Consider the following 16,036-nt stretch of genomic DNA (forward strand, 5'->3'; position numbering starts at 1 on the left):
ACGAAAAGAAAATATTTGAAATAACGAACCGAAAATTGCGAGCAGAAAAGTAGAAACTTTAGAATTAAATTTTGCCGACAGAAGCGTGAAAACTTTATGTGATAAATGTAATTTCGAAAAAAACAACCGCCCCATAACATTAGCTATAATCAAGCTGGGGTTTTGTGCAAAATTGAAGTTCATCTTGCTTTTGAAATTTATAAATTAATTGGAAGTTCATCTTCCTTAATCCCAGCCTGCTTATAGCAGGAACGTTATGCCTCAGTTTAGAAAACCGAAACACCGAAAAAAATATGGATTTTAAAAAACACGCCTTGATATTTTTTGAAAAATATAAAAGACATACTACCGAAAATAATATTGAAAAAGATTTTGAATACGATTCTTTAAATTACGTGAGAAAAGAAAATGAATTCAGATACAAAGATAAGGTTGATGCAGATACTTTAGTTATGATATTAGAGGATCTAGGATACCTTGAATATACTCAAAAACATAACGATAAAAGACATCATATTATAACTGAAAAAGGATTTGATTTTCTTTCAAAAATAACTTAATCAAGTCCTAAAAATCTTTTGCAACATTTAAGAACATGTTCGTTTTCTTCATTTGTCACATCTGACCCAGTGAATTGTTTATACGATTCTATTTTAGAATCTGATACGCAGTTAAAAAGCGTTTGAAAATACAATTCAGTATCACCTTGATTTAAGACAATAACATTTGAAGTTCCGTCTTTAAAATTGATTAAAAATAAGTGTTTTAACATAATAAATAATTTAAAAATACTTACGACTTAAAAGCGGTGCGGAAGCGAAACCGAAAATTGGAGTAAATAAAAAACCGAAGGCATAACACACGCTACAACGAATTTGGGTATTTGGAACAACTTGAAAATGTTCTTGTATTTGGGATGATTTGGCAAATCCGAAGATAAGGCTTAATTTAGTCCCAAACCCGCTGTAGCGCGAGAACGTTATGCCTCAGTTTAGAAAACCGAAACACCGAAAAAAATATGGATTTTAAAAAACACGCCTTGATATTTTTTGAAAAATATAAAAGACATACTACCGAAAATAATATTGAAAAAGATTTTGAATACGATTCTTTAAATTACGTGAGAAAAGAAAATGAATTCAGATACAAAGATAAGGTTGATGCAGATACTTTAGTTATGATATTAGAGGATCTAGGATACCTTGAATATACTCAAAAACATAACGATAAAAGACATCATATTATAACTGAAAAAGGATTTGATTTTCTTTCAAAAATAACTTAATCAAGTCCTAAAAATCTTTTGCAACATTTAAGAACATGTTCGTTTTCTTCATTTGTCACATCTGACCCAGTGAATTGTTTATACGATTCTATTTTAGAATCTGATACGCAGTTAAAAAGCGTTTGAAAATACAATTCAGTATCACCTTGATTTAAGACAATAACATTTGAAGTTCCGTCTTTAAAATTGATTAAAAATAAGTGTTTTAACATAATAAATAATTTAAAAATACTTACGACTTAAAAGCGGTGCGGAAGCGAAACCGAAAATTGGAGTAAATAAAAAACCGAAGGCATAACACACGCTACAACGGATTTGGGTATTTGGAACAACTTGAAAATGTTCTTGTATTTGGGATGATTTGGCAAATCCGAAGATAAGGCTTAATTTAGTCCCAAACCCGCTGTAGCGCGAGAACGTTACCTGCAATTTTAGAGCGACACACCAAACGAAATGAATAGACTAAAAAACATATTGACAATTATATTTTTCTGTTTGACACTTACTTCTTGTGGACAGCCAAAGACGGCTGATATTAAAAGTGAGAATTACAAAGTGTTGGCAAAACTTATTTCATTTGAAGGCGGCGACAAAATTCACTTTGCAAAATTTAAGATTATAAAAGTCTTATCTGACAGCTTAGTTGTGAATGACACAATACTTGTTGGGTACTACAATTACAAACAACCTGACAATAAAATAGATAATGTCTTACTGACAATCAAAAAATATGACGGACAGACAACACTGAAAAACTACTTTATTTGTCCTGACTATGACGGCAAAACTAACATTCAGAAAGCAAAAATTAATTATATAGACTTTGACTATTGGGAAGGTTGTGAAACAGGAAAAGTAGAATGTAAACCTTTGACATTTTCAAGGACAGAAAAAGAAAAAAATTGGTTTTTGATTATGCCTTGTGGTGGGACAGAAACTGCAATTACAATTTCAGGACAGAATTTCAACAAGGAATTGCATTTGTATCACGACACTTGCCCACCATATCTTGACTTATCAAAATTGTCAGACGGAAATTATTCAGCAAATATGAGGGCTTGCGGACTTGGTGGAACTATAACATTTAATTTGACAACAACGAAATGACAAAAAAAAACGGCAGGTAACATGGGTTTGCCAAAATGGGGGCAGAAGTGCTAAATTGAGCATTTGGAACTCTATTGTACATTTGTGCTAAATTGAACATTTGTACTTCTAATTCCCCCACTTCGGCAAGCCCAAAACCGTTAGCGGTCAGTCGAAACCGCGCGTTACGCAGAAAACCAAAATTGTAAAAGCAAAAACGTTTTTAGCGTTGAAAATCAGAAAATTGAAATATTATAAACGTAAAAAAATAAATCAAATAACAGCCATATTCAATGAAAGAGAAAATACTGAACTCAAAATTAATTTTATTAATTCCAGCATATTGGACTTGCATATTTGACATTATTATCACAATTATAAATCAATCTGACGAATATTGGAAAGGAAATTTAAGTAAAGCAAATGAAGGAAATCCAATTGGAGCGTTTATGATGGCAAATCACACTTCTGGAATATTTATAGTTTGTGCTTTATGGTTAATCTTGATTGGAATAATAGGTCTTAAACTATCAAATAGAAAACTGAAAATTTTTGCACTTTTTGTTTTGATTGCACATTCATTTGGCGCATCAAGTTGGTTAAGTAATTATTATGGATTTTGGTATGCTATAATTTTTATATTCATTAATTCTATAATGTTTATTGAATTTGAAAACATATATGAAACAAGAAAAAAAGGAAAAATACTAAATACATAATTTCGTTTTAACACGACCGAACCGCTAACAGGCGTTTGGCAAGATTGCGAATTTTGTAGTAAATTCACGTTTATTTCTCGCAAGAAATTTTATCTTTGATAGAAAATAATCGGTTCCGAACTTCGCAACCTCGCCAAGCGCCGGAACGTTGGCAGTAATATCACCTCAGAACGTGAAAAATTATTAAGACATGACATTTAAAAACAAATTTAAAAGTATTATTTTTTTATTAATTTCAATTGTAATTATTTGGCTACTATGGATACCTTTTTACAGAATCGACAAAGATAAAGGATTTGTCAAATTTCATTGGAGTGGTTTGTCAGCCATCTTTGACGAGAGGCCATTAGGTATTAAACTAAATTATTACGAAGAGGTAAATTATCAAGGATTAGACGGACCTTATCTTTATCAAAATGATACAATTAAAAAAGTATATTATGTTACAGAACAAAATAGTTTAGTAGAAGAAAAATTTGGTAAAATTGATTCTTTAATCGTAAAAGTTAGTAATGATGATAAGGATATTTTCTTTGTAAAACCAGCAGTAATTGAAAACGAAAAGAGTATTTATGAATTGCCCTGTAAAATAATAGCTATATCTGATATTGAAGGAAATTTTAATGCGTTGAGCAGTTTTCTTATTTCAAATGGAGTAATAAATAAGAATTTTGAATGGACTTTTGATAAAGGTCATTTAGTGTTACTTGGTGACTTTGTAGATAGAGGAGAAAATGTCACACAAGTTTTATGGTTAATCTACAAATTAGAATTTGATGCAAAAAAAAGTGGAGGAAAAGTACATTTTGTATTGGGAAACCATGAAATAATGAATTTACAAGGCAGACCAGCTTATGCCAATGAAAAATATATAAAAATTGCACAGACCTTGAGTGGTAAAAAAGATTTTAGCGAAGCTTATTTATCTCTATACAATGAAGATAACTTTTTAACCAATTGGTTAAACTCAAAAAATGCAACTGTAAAAATTGGAGATTTACTATTTGTTCACGGAGGAATAAGTCCAAAAATACTACTTTACAAACACAGCATAGAACAAATAAATCAAAATATAAGGAAGAACGCAAAAAGTGATATATATAGCAAGACGTCAGGAGATTCTTTTACTGACTTAATAAATGGAAAGGAAGGTATTTTTTGGTACAGAGGTATGGCAACAGATTATAAATACTATGATAAAATAAAGCAAATTGAATATGAGAAAATCTTAAAATTTTTTAGGGTAAAAAAATGTGTTATAGGACATACAATAAATGAAGACATTTCAACAGATTTTAACAACAGTCTAATTAAAATTGATGTGCTACATGGACTTGAAAAAAGATCTAAAAAAACAAAAGGGGTATTATTTGAAAAAGAAAAAGTGTTCAAAATTGACGCTTTGGGGATTAAATCAGAATTGAAATGACAAGATACTACTGCCAACAGGCGTTTGGCAAGATTGCGAATTTTGTGGTAAATTCACGTTTATTTCTCGCAAGAAATTTTATCTTTAACAGAAAATAATCGGTTCCGAAGTTCGCAACCTCGCCAAGCGCCGGAACGTTAGCTGTAACCTTAAATGACCAAAAAATAAATGACACCCAAAAGGATATATCAAAAGGCTTTTGACCGATGGATACCGAATGAAAAATCAACTTGGACTTTTCAAGTATTTCAAAAATACAATAATGAACTAGAAAAAAATATTTGGGCTTTTTTTCCAACATCAAAAAAAATTTATAAAAACTTAGGTGAAAATTCAGCAAAATGGACTGATAAAGTAGAGTCTCATTTCGAATTTACCGAAAAGAAAAATGAATTATATAATGATTTACAAGAATGGTCGAATTCTTATAAGCAATTTGACAATTGGGTGAACCTGAACATTATAATGTCAATTTCTGCTAACTTTGAAACCTATCTAGCATCAGTAATTTCATTGGCACTAAAATCAAATCCAGGAATAATATTTGGTGCATCAAAAATGGTTGATGGTATCACAATTCTTAAAAATGGAGCTCCAACAAAATTAAACTTTGAAGACGAAGTTATAAAATGTACTAAAGGAGATTGGAGTAGCCGAATAACTTCTTTTGAAAAAATATTTGGTGAAGCACCAGAATTACTAACAAAAAATGTTAGTTCACTTGAACAAATAAGAAAATTAAGAAACAAAGTTGGTCATTCATTTGGAAGAGATATTGAAGAAGCCCGAGAACACGCAATAAAGAAATTTATACCAACTGAAACTATTTCTAGAGATAGAACATTAAAATATCAGAGTTTACTTTGGTCAATAGCTAAATCAATAGATGTTTTTTTATTAGAAAACCATATTGGAACTTATCAAGCATTAAATTTTTATCATACATTATATCAAGAAATGAGAAAGGATGTTCATCCAAGTATGCGAGCTGTAAAACTAAAAACAGAAGTTGGGAGAACAGGAGTTCAACCAGCAGATAAAGTATTTTACAAAAGTCTCGTAAATTATTACGAAAATCTATAAAAAAAGGCTACAGCTAACACACGCTACAAGCAATTTGGGTATTAGGCTTAATTTAAATATGGTTTTGTATTTGGAAGATTTGGCAAATCCGAATAATGGGCTTAATTTAGTCCCAAACTGCTTGTAGCGCGGGGACGTTAGCAGTAATACTGCGAAAAAAATGAAAAATATGAGTGAAATTAAAAGTTGCTTTGTCATAATGCCTATTAGCGATAATCCTAATTATTCTGAAGGACATTTCAGAAGAGTTTATGAGCATATAATAATTCCTGCTTGCGAAATTGCGGGATTTAAAGCAATTCGCGCAGACGATATCATAAATACAAATTTTATTGCAATCGACATAATAAAAAGAATTATTGAATCAGATATGGCAATTTGTGATTTAAGTTCTCAAAATCCAAATGTATTATATGAATTAGGGATTCGTCAAGCTTTTGACAAACCTGTTACATTAATTAAAGATTCAAAAACAAAAAGAATATTTGATATACAAGGATTTAGAGATTTTGAATATGATGAAAATTTAAGAGTAGATAATGTACAATTATCCATAGAGTCACTTGCAGAAACAATAAAACTAACTTATGAGAGTAATGATAGTGAAATAAATTCTTTAGTTACATTATTAAGTTTAAAACCAGCCGAAATTTCTAAAACTAAAGAAATTACAATTGATACAGAATTAATTTTAAATACATTATCAAGTTTAGAACGCAAAATAGAAAATATAGAATCTTCAAACAACAACAATAATAGAAGTTCTTTAAAAACAAGAAGTAATGAAATCTATTATGCAACTAATAAATTTTATGGTGGATTAGTTGATGAAAATATTAAAGAAGGAGTATTTAAAATTGGCGATTTTTATACTTTGCCAGAATTAAGAAACTTAACTGTAAATGAACAAGTGTTTCACGATAAATTTGGGTTGGGAAAAATAATTTCAATAGATGAAGTTGGGTCAACAGCAATAAAGGATTTAAAGGGAGAAATACAATTTAATGACGGAGTTAAAAAACTACTTTTACGTTTTGCACGATTAAGAAAAATAATATAAAGTACTACTGCTAACAGCCACTACAACGGATTTGGGCATTGGGCTTAATGGAAAGATGGTTTTGTATTTGGGATGATTTGGCAAGTCCGAAGAATAGGCTTAATTCAGTCCCAAACCCGCTGTAGTGCCAGAACGATGGTGGCAATATTACCGCAGAAATCGTAAAACAAGAAAATTTAAAATTTACTCACTTTATGGAATTACCGAAATTCAAATTTAGTCCAAACGCATATGAACTTAATGTTTTTGAAAAAGTTGACGGAATTTGTTCGTGTTGTAACGAAAATAGAAATCTAAAATACACAGGTTCATTTTACAGTAAAAAAGAACCCGATTATATTTGTCCTTGGTGTATTGAAAACGGAAAAGTTGCAGAAATGTTTGATGGAGTATTTAATGACTACGATGGAATTGAAAATTATAAAAATATTGATAATAAAGAACTACTATTAGAAGTAAGTAAACGTACACCAAGTTATATAAGTTGGCAACAAGAAGTTTGGCTAACTCACTGTAACGAACCTTGTAAATTAATCAGCTATGCAGACACTAAAACTATTGAACCGTTAATAGATGAATTGATTGATGATATTGAGAATAATGGTTATGAAACTGAAATGGTCAAAGAATATTTATCAAAAGATGGAAGTTTAGTTGGCTATTTGTTTCAATGCGTGAATTGTGGACAACATAGATTACACATAGATTGTGATTAATAAAAATACTGCCACCATCAGCTACTACAACGGATTTGGGCATTTGGCTTAATGGAAAGATAGTTTTGTATTTGGAATGATTTGGCAAATCCGAAAATAGGGCTTAATTTAGTCCCAAACCCGCTGTAGTGCCAGAACGTTATAGGGCAGTTGCGAATTTACGCAGACGTTAAGAATTAGAAATAAATTAATCTTCCGCTAGAGTTTTTGAAAGTAGAAACTTGAAAGCGAAACTTGAAAAACAGAATCTGAAAAGCAGAATCTGAAAAGCAGAATCTGAAAAGCAGAATCTGAAAAGCAGAATCTGAAAAGCAGAATCTGAAAAGCAGAAACTTGAAAGTGGAAACCGAAAAGCGAAACTTGAAAGCAGAAACTTGAAAGTGGAAACCGAAAAGCGAAACGTGAAAAGCGAAACGTGAAAAGCAGAATCTGAAAAGCAGAATTTGAAAATCAGAAACTTGAAAAGTAGAATCTGAAAAACGAAACTTGAAAGTGGAAACCGAAAAGCGAAACTTGAAAGGCAAAATCTGAAAAATAGAAACTTTAAAATATTCAACCGCCCTATAACAGCCGTCTCAAGCCATTGCGAATTTTCTTCTAAATTGACGCTTTCGTTTCGCAAGTTTATTTATCTTAGCCGAAACTAATCGGTCCCGAAGTTCGCAACGGCATGAGGCGGCGGGACGTTGGCAAACAGTTTAGAAAACCGAAATACCGAAAATATATTATGAGTAAAGAAAAATAACAAAGTAGTAGCAATCAACAAACACCAAAACCTGCTACTACTCAAAGACCAAATACAACCTCAAGGTTGCAAACATTCAGTAAAGAGCAAAAAAGCGGAAATCAAACTAAAAAGAAAGAATGATGAAAAAACTATGTAAATTGACTTTTTAAATCTATTTACCATCTTTTCAATAGTTTCTTTATTTTCTATCATCGCATAGTTATAAGATTCTATTTGTGTGGCTAAATATTCTTTATCTAAATCTTCCTCTGTAAATGAAGAAAAGTATTCTTGTATCATATTTTCAGGAAGCGCTCCTTTTATACAAATCGTATTTGGAAAAATATTTTTTCTCAAAACAAAACATCCTAAAATAGAGCCTAATATCAATATGAAATACAGAAAATTATAATCCTCTATAACTTTAAAAAAAGAATATGATAATACAGAAAAATAAATAGCTATTAGAATAAACGATTTATTTGTGTTTTCTGCTATAGAACCTAAAAGCTCTGTGGACATTTTATCCGCTTCATTAAAAATTAATTCTAAAGAATACTTTGTGTGTTTTTTTGTTTCAATTGCGTTCATAATAATTGTTTTTGTAAAGTTAATTTTTTTCGCTTAATTCGGTGGGAAAAAGAAAACCGATTTGCCAACACACGCTACAACGGATTTGGGTATTTGGCTTAATGGAAAGCTGGTCTTGTGTTTGAAACATTTGGCATAACCGAAAGATTACGCATTTTTATTCCCAAACCCGCTGTAGCGCGGGAACGTTGTATGCTATGCGGCCAAAAATACTAAAATGAAAAAACTACTTATTCTGACAATATTTTTATCGATTGTTTCTTGTAATGGACAAGAAAAAGAAGCCAAAGATTTAGTAAAAAAAGCTAACGATTTATTTATGAAATCTAATCAAGACGAAAATGTAAAAATCGACAGTTGTTTAGTTTTAGTTGACAAAGCTATCGAAATTGACGGAAGTTATTTTAATGCTTATTATACCAAAAGTAAATTCTTGACTTGGAAAAAAGACATTAAAGAATCGATTAAAAATAATGCGAAAATGATTGAACTAAGACCACAACAACCTTTATGGAAAATTCAACGAGGACTTTTTTTTGACATCGATGGAAACAAAACTGAAGCTGAAAAAAATTATAAAATTGGTTTAAGTGAATATGAAAACTTATTGAAAACCGAACTGAAAAATGATTTTAACTTCCGAATGGAATATTTATCTGCTTTAGAAACAAAAGGAGAACTTAAAAAAGCAGAACTTGAACTGAAAAACATAAGTCGAGATTTTCCAGACAACGAAATATTAAAAGTGTATAAAACTGAATACAAATTTAAAACTAAAGCCGAATTAATTGCTTTGTGGCATAACGGAACTGATAATTAGCACAGCATACAACAGCTGTTTTGATATAGCTGGAATTTAGTGGAATTACCGTTTCGCATCAAGTTTCCGTTAAGCCGAAAATTGAGCGGTTACGAACTTCCAGCCATCTCAAAGCAGCGGAACGTTAGCACCAATAATACACCAAAATGGGAATATTTGACATTTTTAAAAAGAAACCGAAATTTGTAGACGGCTTATTTGGCGAATTAAATTACACGAAATTTAGTGACACTACGAAAAATTTTTATGACGGCGATGTGAAATTTGACTCACAAAAAGTTGGAATAAATATTGACGCAGATGAAAATGGACCAACAGAAAGCCAAAAAGAATTCTATACTAAATTGCTGAGCAATTATGCTTCAATAAAAGTTGACGTAATTATTCCATACTTAAAAAAAGAATTGGAAGATTGGGAAGAAGAAAATCAAATTATTGACTTTGATAAAGAATTTACTATTGATGGAATTTCATTATCAAGCATAACAGACAATTCTGTACATTGGTCACTAACGCTATATTCTACTAAAATAAATCACTATGTGACAATTGAGTTTATAGACCTAGAACCGCAAGAAGGAATTATAGTTGACGGATAAATTACTGGTGCTAACACACGCTACAAGCAATTTGGGCATTAGGCTTAATTTGAAATTGGTTTTGTATTTGGAAGATTTGGCAAATCCGAATAATGGGCTTAATTTAGTCCCAAACTGCTTGTAGCGCGAGAACGTTAGCAGGAATACTGCTATTCGTTTTCAAAACAATCAAGTTCAATCTCAATAGTCCCTTTTATAGCCCAAACTGAACGGTATTTTTTAGCATCTTCAATAGTGTCAAAAAAATCATCTTCAAATAATTCTTCTCCATCCCATATTTGATGATACTCTGGACTTCCCCAACTTTGATTAAGCCAATCTTTCCAATATTCATCTCCTATTCCAATTTTAGAAAGTAAATCATATAATTCCTGACCTTCATCAAATGAAAAGAAATCCCAAACCCAACCGCTTCTGATTAAGGTTACTTTTTCTGTGTCATAATCCAATGGTTCGTACCAAGAAAAATCAACTAACATTTCTATTTTTACAGGAATAGAGTTATTAATGCAGTTTTCAAGTTCACTTTCATCAATATCTATTTCTTCATCATCTACAATCTTATAGTTTTGAAAAATAGATGCGTCAATTTTTTTAAGTAATTCTAAATAAGTCGTTTTCATAAGATATTTTGTTGTTAAAATTCGTACTCCTGCTAACAGCCACTCCTATGTAAAGCATCATAAAGTTATTCACAACTTTTGAAAGGGTTATATGTTGGTTATTTTTTGAGTATAAAATGCCGTCCCAACGGCTTGTTGAAAAAGTTGGAAACAACTTTTTGTCTGCCGAAGGCTTAGACTGAAAAAGTTATTCTAACTTTTTCAATAATGCCACGTATTTAGATCTCTTTTATTTCATTGTCTTTCTTTTTAAATTCTTAAAGCTCCCACTCCTATATGTGGTTCTCGTTTTGAGAACGAGACCACCAGCATCGGTTTGATTGTAAGAATAAAAATAGCTGCCTACTACAAAATGCGGCTTATTTTAAAGAACCGCCCTAGCTGTTTTGCAGTCTATTCTCTGGTATGATTGAGCTTTTTAAGAAGGTTATTTTTATTTTTCTAATACTAAGTTTCTATTGATTTGATAAGGTGTTTCGGTTTTAATGACCGAGAGTATTCTTCGTGCTAATTTATGAGCTATTTTAATGATGACAGTCTTTACATTCTTGCCTTGATGTTTGCGGTAATATTGCTGCATTTCGGCATCTTTTCTAATGGCAATCCAGGCTGCTTCTACTAAATAACTTCGTAATTGGGAACGACTTCTGGGGGTTATTCCTAAACATTTTTCTGATCCGCCGCTATTATAAATCCCTGGTACTAATCCGATGTAAGAGCTAAATTGTCCTTCGTTATTGAATCGGCGCAAATCACCACATTCAGCCAAAATTACACTGGACAGATAACCGCCAATTCCTGGAATGCTCCTCAAGAGATTATAATCGTTCTTACAGGTCTTTCTGCAATGCGCACGCATTTGATTGGCAATTTCCAAATACTCTAACCTGATAAATTGATACATCCGTATTTTGCCCTGAAGAGCCAATTTTCCACAAGGGGAGCTGAATTCTATATTTTCCAGCCAAACTATGAAATCTTTGTTCCAATTTGAATTATCATATGCTGGAGGTATTTCAATCCCATGAAAGAGCAACATACTTTTGATTTGCGATTTGCTTTGTCGGAGTTTCTTGGTGATTTGGGTTCTGTGACGAGCCAAAGTGGTAAACTGTTCGTGTGCTTCGGTAGGAATATAAACGCTCCTGAGCACACCCGCTTTTAATTGATTGGACAGGTTTTTGGAATCTAAAGCGTCAGTTTTTTGATACCGCTCCTTATCTCCAGTCTTGACATCGGAGGGATTGACCACCAAAACATGCCAACCTAAGTTTAAAAAATAGCGCGCTGCAGAAAATCCGCAACATCCTGCTTCGTAAACTAAAGCTACTTCGTGATTTGGAAATGTTCGCTCCACATATTGGTATAAATCCTCGGCAACAGAAGGCATCGAAAACGTTCTGTGAAAAAACAAATCCGTTTGAATGGAAACGCTCCAGCTTTTTTTGTGAATGTCTAAACCAATGAATATCTTTGGAATAGTTAAGGCATCTTGTAATTGCATAATCTTCGTTTTTAGTAACTCTAAGTTATGCTTTTACATAGATGCTACAACGGATTTGGGCAATAGGCTTAATAGAAAAATGGTCTTGTATTTGGGATGATTTGGCAAATCCGAAAATAGGGCTTAATTTAGTCCCAAACCCGCTGTAGTGCCAGAACGTTGTGTGCTATAATTCCGCTGAACGTAAACTACAAGAAAAAAATCAAAATTTATTTGCTAATTGTTAACTTTTAAGATAACTTTGTCAAATGAGCAGAGAAATTATATTTTACGAAAATCATTTTATTGAGTTTTACCAAAGTCAAGATGAAAAGGTAAAAGAAAAAATGAAATACGTTCTTGAATTAATAAAACAAGTTGAGAAAGTTCCGGAAAAATTTTTAAAACATTTGACAGGAACAACCGGACTTTATGAAATAAGAATTGAATATCAGTCAAATATTTATAGAATATTTTGTTGCTTTGATAAAGGGAAATTAGTTGTGCTTTTTAATGGTTTTAAGAAAAAATCACAAAAGACACCAAAAAATGAATTGGAAAAAGCATTGAATTTAATGAACGAGTATTTTCAACAAAAAAACATTTAAAATGAAAGATTATAAAAACATAAAAAATTTCGATCAACTTATTGAAGTTGAACACGGAAAAATCGGAACAGAAAGTAGAAATAGCTACGAAGAAAAATCACAGATGTTCATCATAAGTGAAATGCTTAAAGACGCTCGAAAAGAAGCTAAAATAACTCAAGAGCAATTGGCTGAAAGAACTGGAACAAAAAAAAGCTACATTTCGAGAATTGAAAACGGAAGAGGAAATATTCAACTTTCAACATTAATAAGAATCTTTGAAATAGGATTAAATAAAAGAATTGGGTTAACCTTTTTGTAAGTAAATATTATTACAGCACACAACAGGCGTAGCTGTTGCGCAACTCTCTAAAAAAAGTAAAATTTCAAAATAAGCATAAAAAACAACCTCGTTTAAGGATATTTAAGCGAGGTTTATTTTTGGTTTTAGGTTGTAGTTTGTAAAAATAAAATGCCTTAAAAAGTCGGTTTTCAAGTCTATGAAAGCTGTTTTTAAAGAAGTTGATACTTTTGCTTGTATTTCACTTACAACTCCGGACTTTATTTTTGTTTTTTTGGTGATAAACTTCAAGTATTTCTTAAGATTATAGGTTAAAGCTGCCATCAAAACGTGTTTGTTGGCTTGCTTGATTCCTCGTGTGTTTACGCGATTACTCACAAGTTTTTATTGATTTTAAATGGTGTTCGTGAATGCTTCGCATTTCATATTGGTAAAATTGACCAATGTTCCTATGACTGGTTCTACAGTTTTACTTCTCACTCGCACCATTTGCTTGGCATAGCGTGCGTTTTGAGTCAGTTTTTGGTGCATTCGATCATAGTGTTCTTTGTGGATGCTGTGATCTATCTTTTTATACTTAGTGCTTTTTCCGCAGCATTGCTCTCGTAGTGGACAGTTTTTGCAATCGCGCTCACTACTTCGATAACTGTATTTGGTGTAGCTTTTGCTATCGTTCTTTTCGCCTTTAAATAGTAAAATGGCTTTGTTGGAACCTTCTTTGATGCATTCGTATTGGTTCAGCTCTTTGTTGAAAATAAAACCTTCTCGCTCGGGTTTGTACTGTCCGAAGTTGGGAATATAGGCATCGATGTTTTTTTGGTGCAAATATTTTAACGCTTCTCCACTACTGTAGCCTCCATCGGCTAAAAGTTCTTCTAATTCAATGCCGTTTTCATTTAGGTTTTCCTCTGTTAATTCTACTATTTTTTGCACACATTATCTCATTCTAATTTTATTTTTCATAGGTATTCGATGAATCTCCTTCGTCGATTTGACTATCGCGTTTGTCTGCAAAATCAGAACAGGCGCCTGTTATTACATGATGCGCATCGTCTACAGCTATTTGTCCAAAATAGTTTAACTGCCTTGCTTTGCCTGGTTTTACACTTACCCTAGCATCTGAATCTGTGGGAGAATAATGCGTATGATTCGATACAAATCTCGGACGTATTGAATTGCCGTGCTCATCTACTTTATCAATGTTGAAGTTGGGATTGGGTTGGCTCTTATAAGCTTCTTTTTTCCAATTGTGGTGTTGTTCTACTAATTTCTTTCTGGTGCTGGTAGTTTTAAATTCGCTGTTTTCTTCTAATTCATCTACAAAGGCACTGGCGTCTTCTAATACTTCTTTCTCTACCAAACTATCCATAGAGGCATTGGCTTTGATAAAAACGCTGTCTACGGCTTGACGCTTGCCGCGAATCATACCTTTGGAAACACATAGCTTTAAAACGGCTTTAAACAAACTTAAAAACACTTCTTCACCATACAACCCACGCGTGCGACTAATGGTGCTGTGCCAAGGTAAAGCCTCATCAATGTCATATCGAATAAAAAGGCGAACATCTAAACAATTTGAGCAATACTCGATGAGTTTCCTGTCCGAATTTATGTTGTTTAAATAGCCAACCAAACAGATTTTGAAAAACACAACAGGATCAATACTCTCCTGTCCTTCGTCTCCATAATACTTTGCAGTAGCTTTATATAAAAAATGAAAATCGATAGCTGTATCAAGCAATCGATAAAAATTATGCTCAGGAATCAGGTCCTGTAAATGAACTTGATAGAGCATTTTTGGCGTGAGTTCTTTTCTTCCTTGCATAGTTAAAAATATAATTTCTTTTACTTTTTTGCAAGTTTTTTTTGATATATTTGTTCGAGTTGTGCAACAAGCACACACGCTACAAGCAATTTGGGTATTTGGCTTAATTTGAAATTAGTTTTGTATTTGGAAGATTTGGTAAATCCGAAAGATTACGCTTCCTTAATCCCAAACTGCTTGTAGCGCGAGAACGTTAGCGGTCAGGCTAAAAGACGACACGGAATAAAAACACCAACAAATAAAAATGGGAATTTTTGACTTCTTAAAAAACAAACCAAAATTGATTGATGAAAAATCAGAAAATATAGTTTTGCCAAATAAAGAAGAATTAAAAACTAATTTGGACAGAATACAAAATGAAATTTTTCAATTCTTAAAACCATTTGGCTTTAAGAAAAAAGGTAAAACATTTAACCGCCAAACTGAAGAAGGAATTTACCAAGTTATAAATATTCAAAGTGGTCAAGTTTATTCAAACCTTTATGGAAGCTTTACAATCAATTTGGGAATTATGGTTAAAGAAGTTTATGAACTTGAAAGTAACAATAAACAGAAAGTCATATACCAAGACTACGATTGCCAAATTAGAGAACGGCTACCGCATTTGACTATTAAACAAGACCATTGGTGGACAATTTTAGACGACAACAATAAATCAGCGAAAGAAGTTATTGACGGACTCAGTTCACACGGACTTGATTGGCTTGACAAATTTGAAAACCGAGATAAGATTTGCAGAAACTTAGGAAATTTTGAATGTGATTCACCTAGAGGAAAATTAGACGTTGCTTTAATCGAGATTCACCGAGACAAATCAAAAGCAGAAAAACTATTTCAGGAATATTACAATGATATTGAAATAAAGAACGGTCACAAAGAATATGTAAAAGGACTTGCCGATAGACTTGGAATAATATTGAAAGACTGACAATGAGTACTTTAAAATAAAATATACAGATAAATGAAAAAGCCCGAACCGCTAACAGGCGTTTGGCAAGATTGCGAATTTTGTGGTGAATTCACGTTTATTTCTCGCAAGAAATTTTATCTTTGATAGAAAATAATCGGTTCCGAACTTCGCAACCTTGCCAAGCGCCGGAAC

21 protein-coding genes are annotated in these 16,036 nt (G+C 32.1%); 13 read left to right on the forward strand and 8 right to left on the reverse strand.

Going from position 1 to position 16,036, the window contains the following annotated elements; all coding sequences use genetic code 11:
* The first annotated feature begins 293 nt into the window (after positions 1 to 293).
* Positions 294 to 560 (forward strand): hypothetical protein, encoded by a 267-nt coding sequence (locus LQ189_RS08020; protein WP_229974507.1) that lies wholly within the window; start codon positions 294 to 296, stop codon positions 558 to 560.
* Here the strand turns inward: LQ189_RS08020 and LQ189_RS08025 are convergent.
* A complete protein-coding gene (locus tag LQ189_RS08025; protein ID WP_230155631.1) occupies positions 557 to 772 on the reverse strand; it encodes a hypothetical protein in 216 nt (71 codons plus the stop codon). The genes LQ189_RS08020 and LQ189_RS08025 overlap by 4 nt on opposite strands.
* Positions 773 to 1,018: 246 nt before the next feature.
* Here LQ189_RS08025 and LQ189_RS08030 point away from each other — a divergent pair, with 246 nt between their 5' ends.
* The gene (locus LQ189_RS08030; protein WP_229974507.1) at positions 1,019 to 1,285 is read left to right on the forward strand and encodes a hypothetical protein; all 267 of its coding nucleotides are present in this window, start codon (positions 1,019 to 1,021) and stop codon (positions 1,283 to 1,285) included.
* Here the strand turns inward: LQ189_RS08030 and LQ189_RS08035 are convergent.
* Positions 1,282 to 1,497 (reverse strand): hypothetical protein, encoded by a 216-nt coding sequence (locus tag LQ189_RS08035; protein ID WP_230155631.1) that lies wholly within the window; start codon positions 1,495 to 1,497, stop codon positions 1,282 to 1,284. The two genes, LQ189_RS08030 and LQ189_RS08035, sit on opposite strands and share 4 nt — an antisense overlap.
* A gap of 241 nt (positions 1,498 to 1,738) precedes the next feature.
* On the opposite strand from LQ189_RS08035, the gene LQ189_RS08040 reads away from it, so the two are divergent.
* The 6 genes from LQ189_RS08040 (at position 1,739) to LQ189_RS08065 (ending at position 7,378) form a co-directional block, all read left to right on the forward strand.
* Positions 1,739 to 2,392 carry a hypothetical protein gene (locus tag LQ189_RS08040; protein ID WP_230155633.1) on the forward strand — a complete coding sequence of 218 codons (654 nt, stop codon included), beginning with the start codon at positions 1,739 to 1,741 and terminating at the stop codon, positions 2,390 to 2,392.
* Between the two features lie 272 nt (positions 2,393 to 2,664).
* Positions 2,665 to 3,090, forward strand: a complete 426-nt coding sequence (locus tag LQ189_RS08045; RefSeq protein ID WP_230155635.1) for a hypothetical protein — start codon at positions 2,665 to 2,667, stop codon at positions 3,088 to 3,090.
* 190 nt (positions 3,091 to 3,280) lie between these two features.
* Positions 3,281 to 4,519 (forward strand): metallophosphoesterase, encoded by a 1,239-nt coding sequence (locus LQ189_RS08050; protein ID WP_230155636.1) that lies wholly within the window; start codon positions 3,281 to 3,283, stop codon positions 4,517 to 4,519.
* 168 nt (positions 4,520 to 4,687) lie between these two features.
* Complete coding sequence (locus LQ189_RS08055; protein WP_230155637.1) at positions 4,688 to 5,602, forward strand: hypothetical protein; 915 nt, start codon at positions 4,688 to 4,690, stop codon at positions 5,600 to 5,602.
* A gap of 169 nt (positions 5,603 to 5,771) precedes the next feature.
* Positions 5,772 to 6,662, forward strand: coding sequence for a hypothetical protein (locus tag LQ189_RS08060; RefSeq protein WP_230155638.1), 891 nt, complete (start codon positions 5,772 to 5,774; stop codon positions 6,660 to 6,662).
* A 194-nt stretch (positions 6,663 to 6,856) separates the two neighbouring features.
* Positions 6,857 to 7,378, forward strand: coding sequence for a CbrC family protein (locus LQ189_RS08065; RefSeq protein ID WP_230155640.1), 522 nt, complete (start codon positions 6,857 to 6,859; stop codon positions 7,376 to 7,378).
* 805 nt (positions 7,379 to 8,183) lie between these two features.
* On the opposite strand, the gene LQ189_RS08070 is transcribed toward LQ189_RS08065, so the two are convergent.
* A complete protein-coding gene (locus LQ189_RS08070; RefSeq protein ID WP_230155642.1) occupies positions 8,184 to 8,696 on the reverse strand; it encodes a hypothetical protein in 513 nt (170 codons plus the stop codon).
* Positions 8,697 to 8,913: 217 nt separating this feature from the next.
* Between LQ189_RS08070 and LQ189_RS08075 the strand changes: the two genes are divergently transcribed.
* Together LQ189_RS08075 and LQ189_RS08080 are read left to right on the forward strand one after the other, a co-directional pair.
* Positions 8,914 to 9,516 (forward strand): M48 family metallopeptidase, encoded by a 603-nt coding sequence (locus LQ189_RS08075; protein WP_230155625.1) that lies wholly within the window; start codon positions 8,914 to 8,916, stop codon positions 9,514 to 9,516.
* A gap of 146 nt (positions 9,517 to 9,662) precedes the next feature.
* Entirely contained in the window at positions 9,663 to 10,115 is a 453-nt protein-coding gene (locus LQ189_RS08080) for a hypothetical protein (protein WP_230155644.1), read from the forward strand.
* Between the two features lie 149 nt (positions 10,116 to 10,264).
* Here LQ189_RS08080 and LQ189_RS08085 read toward each other — a convergent pair whose 3' ends face one another.
* On the reverse strand, positions 10,265 to 10,738 hold the full coding sequence (locus LQ189_RS08085; RefSeq protein WP_230155646.1) for a hypothetical protein: 474 nt from the start codon (positions 10,736 to 10,738) through the stop codon (positions 10,265 to 10,267).
* Between the two features lie 433 nt (positions 10,739 to 11,171).
* Positions 11,172 to 12,242, reverse strand: a complete 1,071-nt coding sequence (locus tag LQ189_RS08090) for an IS110 family transposase (protein ID WP_230155648.1) — start codon at positions 12,240 to 12,242, stop codon at positions 11,172 to 11,174.
* Between the two features lie 248 nt (positions 12,243 to 12,490).
* Between LQ189_RS08090 and LQ189_RS08095 the strand changes: the two genes are divergently transcribed.
* Complete coding sequence (locus tag LQ189_RS08095; protein WP_230155650.1) at positions 12,491 to 12,829, forward strand: type II toxin-antitoxin system RelE/ParE family toxin; 339 nt, start codon at positions 12,491 to 12,493, stop codon at positions 12,827 to 12,829.
* 1 nt (position 12,830) lies between these two features.
* Complete coding sequence (locus LQ189_RS08100; RefSeq protein ID WP_210788449.1) at positions 12,831 to 13,130, forward strand: helix-turn-helix domain-containing protein; 300 nt, start codon at positions 12,831 to 12,833, stop codon at positions 13,128 to 13,130.
* 102 nt (positions 13,131 to 13,232) lie between these two features.
* Here LQ189_RS08100 and LQ189_RS08105 read toward each other — a convergent pair whose 3' ends face one another.
* Genes LQ189_RS08105 through LQ189_RS08115 form a run of 3 tightly spaced genes read right to left on the reverse strand, consistent with a single transcriptional unit; the run spans position 13,233 to position 14,934 of the window.
* Positions 13,233 to 13,487, reverse strand: coding sequence for a transposase (locus LQ189_RS08105; protein WP_230155652.1), 255 nt, complete (start codon positions 13,485 to 13,487; stop codon positions 13,233 to 13,235).
* A gap of 15 nt (positions 13,488 to 13,502) precedes the next feature.
* On the reverse strand, positions 13,503 to 14,042 hold the full coding sequence (locus LQ189_RS08110) for a transposase (RefSeq protein WP_230154442.1): 540 nt from the start codon (positions 14,040 to 14,042) through the stop codon (positions 13,503 to 13,505).
* A 19-nt stretch (positions 14,043 to 14,061) separates the two neighbouring features.
* The gene (locus LQ189_RS08115; RefSeq protein WP_230155654.1) at positions 14,062 to 14,934 is read right to left on the reverse strand and encodes a transposase; all 873 of its coding nucleotides are present in this window, start codon (positions 14,932 to 14,934) and stop codon (positions 14,062 to 14,064) included.
* A 244-nt stretch (positions 14,935 to 15,178) separates the two neighbouring features.
* Between LQ189_RS08115 and LQ189_RS08120 the strand changes: the two genes are divergently transcribed.
* Positions 15,179 to 15,862: a DUF4304 domain-containing protein gene (locus tag LQ189_RS08120; RefSeq protein WP_230155656.1), complete on the forward strand. Its 684-nt coding sequence runs from the start codon at positions 15,179 to 15,181 to the stop codon at positions 15,860 to 15,862.
* The last annotated feature ends 174 nt before the right edge of the window (positions 15,863 to 16,036 follow it).

It is taken from the genome of Flavobacterium sp. CECT 9288 (genome assembly GCF_918731615.1).
Lineage (GTDB): Bacteria > Bacteroidota > Bacteroidia > Flavobacteriales > Flavobacteriaceae > Flavobacterium.